2 protein-coding genes are annotated in these 6,167 nt (G+C 73.8%); one reads left to right on the top strand and one right to left on the bottom strand.

Annotated elements, in window-relative coordinates; genetic code table 11:
- Positions 1-113 precede the first annotated feature (113 nt).
- Positions 114-5,249, top strand: a complete 5,136-nt coding sequence (locus tag F6X68_RS02500; RefSeq protein WP_225851928.1) for a pentapeptide repeat-containing protein — start codon at positions 114-116, stop codon at positions 5,247-5,249.
- Positions 5,250-5,380: 131 nt separating this feature from the next.
- On the opposite strand, the gene F6X68_RS02495 is transcribed toward F6X68_RS02500, so the two are convergent.
- On the bottom strand, positions 5,381-6,082 hold the full coding sequence (locus F6X68_RS02495; protein ID WP_151452708.1) for a S9 family peptidase: 702 nt from the start codon (positions 6,080-6,082) through the stop codon (positions 5,381-5,383).
- Between the last annotated feature and the right edge of the window lie 85 nt (positions 6,083-6,167).

The raw sequence follows: 6,167 nt of genomic DNA, 5'->3' as shown, positions 1-6,167 counted from the left end.
CCCGCCGTACGCCGATCAACCCGCCACCGTTCCCCACCGCCCCGGCGACGGTGCCGACCGCGCGGACGGCGCTGACCGTGCTCCAGGTGACCGGCCCGCGGTTCGGTCGGGGCATGATCGAGCCGGGCGCCCCGGTCACCCCGGGGGAGCTCCAGGAACACCTGATGGGTGATCTGACCCTGCTGATGAACGACGAGGTCCCCCGACCCGACCTGTTGGTGGTGGCGGGCAACCTGACCGAGTCCGGCAGTCCCCGCGAGTTCTCCGACGCGCTGAGTTTCCTCACCGGGCTGCGGGTGCTGCTCGGGTTGGAGCCGCACCGCCTGGTCGTGGTGCCCGGCCCGCGCGACGTGACCATGGCCGCGAGCCGCGCGTACTTCGCCACCTGCGAGGCGGACGACGTCGACCCGCAGCCGCCGTACTGGCCGAAGTGGCGGCACTACGCGCGGCTCTTCGACGACCTCTACCAGGGTCTGGAGGACCGGCTCTTCGACAGCGAGCAACCGTGGACGCTGTTCCCGGTGCCGGACCTGCGGGTGGTGGTGGCCGGGTTGAACTCCACCGTCGCCGTCACCCACCGCGAGGAGGACCGCTACGGCTTCCTCGGCGAGGCCCAGTCCACCTGGTTCGCCCAGCGGCTGCGTCACTACCAGCAGTCCGGCTGGCTGCGGCTGGGCGCGATGGCGCACGTTCCCGGCCCGCGCACCCCGTACGCCGACGAGGTCGCGGTCCCGGACGGGGTGACGCTGCGCGACCGGGGGTCGTTCAACCGCCTGCTCGGGCCGATGCTCAACCTCCTGCTCTCCGACGCCGTGCCGACCGGTGCCCAGGTCGACCCCGTGGTGCCGCTGGCCACCGCGACCCGCGACGGCCGGGCGCAGGTGCTCCGGCTCGCCGCCGACGGGATGACCCGCTGGGTTCTCGGCCGCGACGACCGGCGCGAGGTGGGCGAGTCGACGGCCGTGCGCTGGCCCCGGGCGGAGGCGACGTTCGGTGCTGTCGGGCCGGCCCAGATTCCGGACCCGCGGCAGCCCACCTCCGCCGAGGGAGCCGTCGGGGACGCGCCGGCCAGCACGCCGGCCGTGCTCCCGGTGGCGCCGCTGGACCGACTGCTCGACCGGCTGGCCGAGGTCTGCGAGGCGCGCCACGACCGGGTGCTGGTGCGTCGGGTGACGGTCGAGCCGCCGCACCTGTTCGTCACCTACCGCGCCGACGGGGTGGTCCGGCAGCAGCGGGTCGGGGCGTACGTCGGCACCCCGACCGCCACGGACCTCGACCACTTCGCCCGGCGGGTGCACGCCACCGACCCGGACATCGCGTCCGAGTTGGTCTACGACGGCGACCGGGTCCCGCGCGGACTGGCCGAGGAGGCACAGCGGCGCGGCGTACGGGTGCTGCACCTGACCGAGTTCCAGGGGCTGCTCGATCTGCGTGAGTACGTCGCCGCGCAGACCGCCCGGTTGCAGGCCGACCGGCTCTACCCGCCCGGCCAGTACGTGCCGCAGCGCTACCGCCACCTGGTCGGCGCCGACCAGCAGGTCCGCGAGGACGTGGTGGACCAGCTGCTCGAGTTCGCCGCCGCGCCGGACGGCCGGTTCGTGCTGGTGCTCGGCGACTTCGGCCGGGGTAAGACGTTCGCGTTGCGCGAGGTGGCCCGCCGGCTGCCGACGGCTGCCCCCGACCTGATCCCGATCCTGGTGGAGTTGCGTGCGCTGGACAAGGCGCACTCGGTCGACGGGCTGGTCGCCGCGCACCTGGCCAACCACGGCGAGCAGGTGATCGACCTGAAGGCGTTCCGCTACATGCTCCGGCAGGGGCGGATCGTCCTGCTCTTCGACGGCTTCGACGAGTTGGTGGCCCGGGTCACCTACGACCGGGCGGCGGACCACCTGGAGACGCTGCTCCAGGCGGCCGAGGGGAACGCCAAGATCATCGTTAGTAGTCGCACCCAGCACTTCAAGACCAACTCGCAGGTGCTCACCGCCCTCGGTGAGCGGGTGGGCATGCTGCCGCACCGGCGGGTACTGGCCGTCGAGGACTTCACCCCCGCGCAGATCGAGACCTTCCTGCGGCACCGCTACGGCGGGGACGAGCGGGCGGCCCGGGAGCGGATGGACCTGCTCGGCGGGGTACGGGACCTGCTCGGCCTCTCTCGTAACCCGCGCATGCTCGGCTTCATCGCCAACCTCGACGAGGGACGGCTGACCGCCGTGGCCGGTGCGGGCGGCACGTTCAGCGCCGCCGCGCTCTACCGGGAGATCCTGGAAGCCTGGCTGGACTTCGAGGAGCGGCGCACCCAGGGCGTGCCGGGTGTGCCGGTCAGCCTGCGCCGTCCCGAGCTGTGGCGCGCGGTGAGCCGGTTGGCCTTCCAGCTCTGGGAGAGCGGGGAGTCGTACCTGCGCCTGGCCGAGCTGGCCGAGGCCGCCGGGCAGTTGGCCGGGCTGGCAGAGTCCCAGCTCTCCGGATCGCAGGCGACGCACGCGGTGGGTGCGGGCAGTCTGCTGGTCCGCACCGACGACGGCCTGTTCGGCTTCATCCACACCTCCGTGATGGAGTGGCTGGTCGCCGCGGGGACCGCCGCCCAGCTCAATGAGGGCGAGGAGCCGTCGGCCCTGGCGGCGCGCCCGCTGTCGACGCTGGCCGTGGAGTTCCTCGGCGACCTCGCCGACCCGGCCCGCTGCACCGCCTGGACGTCCCGGGTGCTGGGCGACGAGGCAGCCGGCGAGACGGTTCGGGCCAACGCGTTGCGGCTCAGCGCCCGGCTGCGGCTGCCCGACCGGGCCGACCTACGTGGCGCGGTGCTGCGCGGTGAGGACCTGTCCCACCGGGAGCTGGCCGAGGCGGACCTGACCGGCGCGGACCTGACCGACACCCGCCTGGTCGCCACCAACCTGACCGGGGCCCGGCTGACCCACGCCCGGTTGCGCGGCGCCCGCCTGGACCAGGCTCGCCTCACCGGGGCCGACCTGAGCGGGGCCGATCTGGCCGGAGCCCGACTGTTCCGGGCCGACCTGCGTGACGTGCGGGTGGCCGGCAGCAGTTGGCACCGGGCCGCGCTGATCGACGTGAGTGCCCACCCGGCGCTGCTGCGCGCGCCGGAGCTGCGCGGCGCCGTGGTCGCCCCGGGCCGTCCGGTGACACCGGGCCTGGCCCCGTCCGCCGTGGGCGTCTCGTACGGCTTCGAGGTGGGCCGGCTGCCGTTGCCGGCTGCGTACAGCCCCGACGGCACGGTGCTCGCCGTGGGCAGCGACGACGGAGGGGTGCTGATCTGCGACACCACCACCGGCCTTCCGGTGCGGACCCTGCAGGGCCACCGGGGCCGGGTGTACGCGGTCCGATTCGACGCCGCCTCGCACCACCTGGTCACCGGCTCGGCCGACCTCAGCGTACGACTGTGGGACGCGGACCACGGCGACGTGCGGCACGTGATCGAGGACGTCTTCGCCGGCTGGGTGTGGCCGCTGCTCACCGACGGCGCCCGGGGCCGGCTGGTGGTGGGCGACGCGGCCGGTGTGGTCCGGCTCTACGACACCCGGACCGCCCGGCTGCTCCAGGAATGGCCCGGGCACGCCGCGCCCGTCTGGGGCACCTCGTTCAGCCCGGACGGGCGGCGGGTCGTGGTCGTGGACAGTTCCGGCGCGGTCCGTGGCTGGGACATCGCGTCGGGCGACCTCGCCTTCGAGGTGCGGGAGCCGGAGGTGGTCTACCGGGTGGTGCACACCCCGGACGGCCGGTCGCTGGTCGCCGTCGGACAGCACGGCCGGGTGTGGATCCGCCGGGCCGCCGACGGGGAGCTGCTGCGCCAGCCGCGCGGCCACGAGGCCGACGTCTACGCCCTCGACGTGCACCCCGACGGCGGGCTGATGGCAACCGGCGACACGCATGGCGCGCTGCGGCTGTGGGAGGTGGAGACCGGCCGCCCGGTCCGGGTGCTGGACCGGCAGCGTGGCGCCATCTACAGCGTCCGGTTCAACGCCGACGGCACCATGCTCGCCACGGCCGCCAGCGACGGCGCGATCCAGCTCTGGACCACCGCCGACGGCCAGCTCCGGCACGAGCTGAGCCGGCACCGTGGCTCGGTCTGGCCGGTGGTGTGGCGGCCGGACCAGGCCCAGGTGGCGACCAGCAGCAACGACGGCACCACCCGCCTCTGGGACACGCGGACGGGGCAGCTTCAGCACACCCTGCGTGGGCACGGGCGGCGGGTCACCTCGCTGTCCTTCCGCGACGACGGCGAGGTGCTGGCCGCCTGCGGCAACGACGGTGTGGTGCGGCTGTGGGAGCCACGCACCGGGCGGCTGGTCCGGCAGTTCGCCAGCCCGGCCGACCGGCTGCTCTCCGCCGTGTTCTGTCCGGGTGAGCCACTGGTCGCCGCACCGAGCGGGGACGGCGGCGTGCACCTGTGGAACACCGACACCGGGGTCGACGAACGCGAGCTGAACGTGGACACCGACCATGTCTGGGCGGCCGCGTTCAGCCCGGACGGCGATGCGCTGGCCACCGCCAACGACGATGACACGGTCCGACTGTGGTACCGGCGTACCGGCCGGCACTTCGCCACCCTCGCCCCGCACCGGGGCCGGGTCCGGGCGGTGGCGTTCAGCCCGGACGGCGAGACCATCGCCACCGGCTGCGACGACCACCTCGTCCGGCTCTGGGACGCGGCCACCGCGACCTGTCGCCATACGTTGGAGCTGCACACCGACCGCGTGTACGCGGTGTGCTTCAACAGCGAGGGGACGCTGCTCGCCAGCGCCAGCAACGACGGCACCGCCGTGGTGTGGGACGCGCTGACCGGCGAACGGCGCGTGGCGCTCACCGAGCACACCGGCCGGCTCTGGTCCTGTGCGTTCAGCCCGAACGGCGCGCTGCTCGCCACCGCCGGGGACGACCTGATCATCCGGCTGTGGGATCCGGGCACCGGTCGGCTGCACGGCACCCTGGCCGCGCACACCCGGCGGGTCTGGTCGGTGGCGTTCAGCCCGGACAGCAGCATGCTGGCCAGCGCCGGTGACGACGGCACCGTCCGGCTCTGGGACGTCGTGGACCCGGAGCACGCTCAGCTGCGCGCCACCCTGATCGGCCTGCCGGACGGCTGGGCTGCGGTCAGCCCGGACGGACGCTACAAGCTGGACGGTGATTCGGGCGGTCAGTTCTGGCACGTCATCGGCACCTGCCGGTTCGAGGTGGGCGAGCTGGACCCCTACCTGACGCAGGTGCGTCGACTCCCGGTGGACGCCCCGTTCTGACCGGTCGGACCCGTCGACGTGCCCGCGGTCGTCGTCGGCCGGCCGGTGCGGCGTCGACGTCATCCACCAAGCCCCGCCCGACCGGCTGCTGCCGTCGTGTCGATCGAGCGGGGCGGCGGATGCGATGACGGTCAGCGCGGCATGAGGTGGCGGGTGAAGAACCGGACCGCGCTGTCCAGCTCATGCTCCGGGAGCCGGTCGCCGTGGCGGCCCGGGTTGGCGTGCAAGGTCTTCTCGGCCGAGCCGAACGCGTCGAACAGGGCCAGGCTCTGCTCGCGGGGCACCCGCTCGTCGTCCCACTGGACCAGGAACTCGATCGGCACGGTGATCTGTGCGGCGGCTACGGCGGAAGCCGGGGCCGCGGCGCCACCCAGGCCCAGCACCGCCGCGCGGACCCGGGGCTCAGCGGCCACGAACGGCACGCCGAGCCCGCATCCCAGCGACACTCCCCAGTAGCCGACGGCTTCCGACCCGAGGTGGTCCAGGACGGCCCGCCACTCCGGTACGGTCTGCTCGGCGACGATGGCCTGGAACCCGGCGAGCAGCGGGGCCAGCTCGTCGCCGGAGTCGACGCGGGCTTGGATCTCGGTGGCGATGTCCTGGTAACGGGCATCGGTCGGCCGGTCGCCGTGGTTCGGAACGTCCACGCAGACGGCCGTGAATCCGCTGGTCACGAAGCGGTGGGCGCGGTGCAGGATGCCGGGGGCGGTCTTGTGCTGGCCGCCGCCGTGGCCGAGGAGGATCAGCGGGCGAGGGGCGGTGGTGTCGTCGTCCTGGGTCCACCTGACAGCGGGGACGCCACCGACGGTGAAGAACTCTTCGTGGATGTGCATCGGGAACGTGGGCCTTTCGGGTGCCTTTGCGGGCGCTCCCTAGACCATGCGGGGCAGGGAGTCCCGACCTGTCACAGCGTTGATC

Origin of the sequence: Micromonospora sp. AMSO12t, assembly GCF_008806585.1 — a bacterium.
Lineage (GTDB): Bacteria > Actinomycetota > Actinomycetes > Mycobacteriales > Micromonosporaceae > Micromonospora > Micromonospora reichwaldensis.
The sequence above is the reverse complement of the archived record's forward strand: the minus strand, read 5'-3'. Positions and strand labels throughout refer to the sequence as shown.

Excerpts from the sequence above, each read along its gene's own strand:
- F6X68_RS02495 (WP_151452708.1), bottom strand. The coding sequence starts at position 6,082 with ATGCACATCCACGAAGAGTTCTTCACCGTCGGTGGCGTCCCCGCTGTC.
- F6X68_RS02500 (WP_225851928.1), top strand. The coding sequence starts at position 114 with ATGATCGAGCCGGGCGCCCCGGTCACCCCGGGGGAGCTCCAGGAACAC.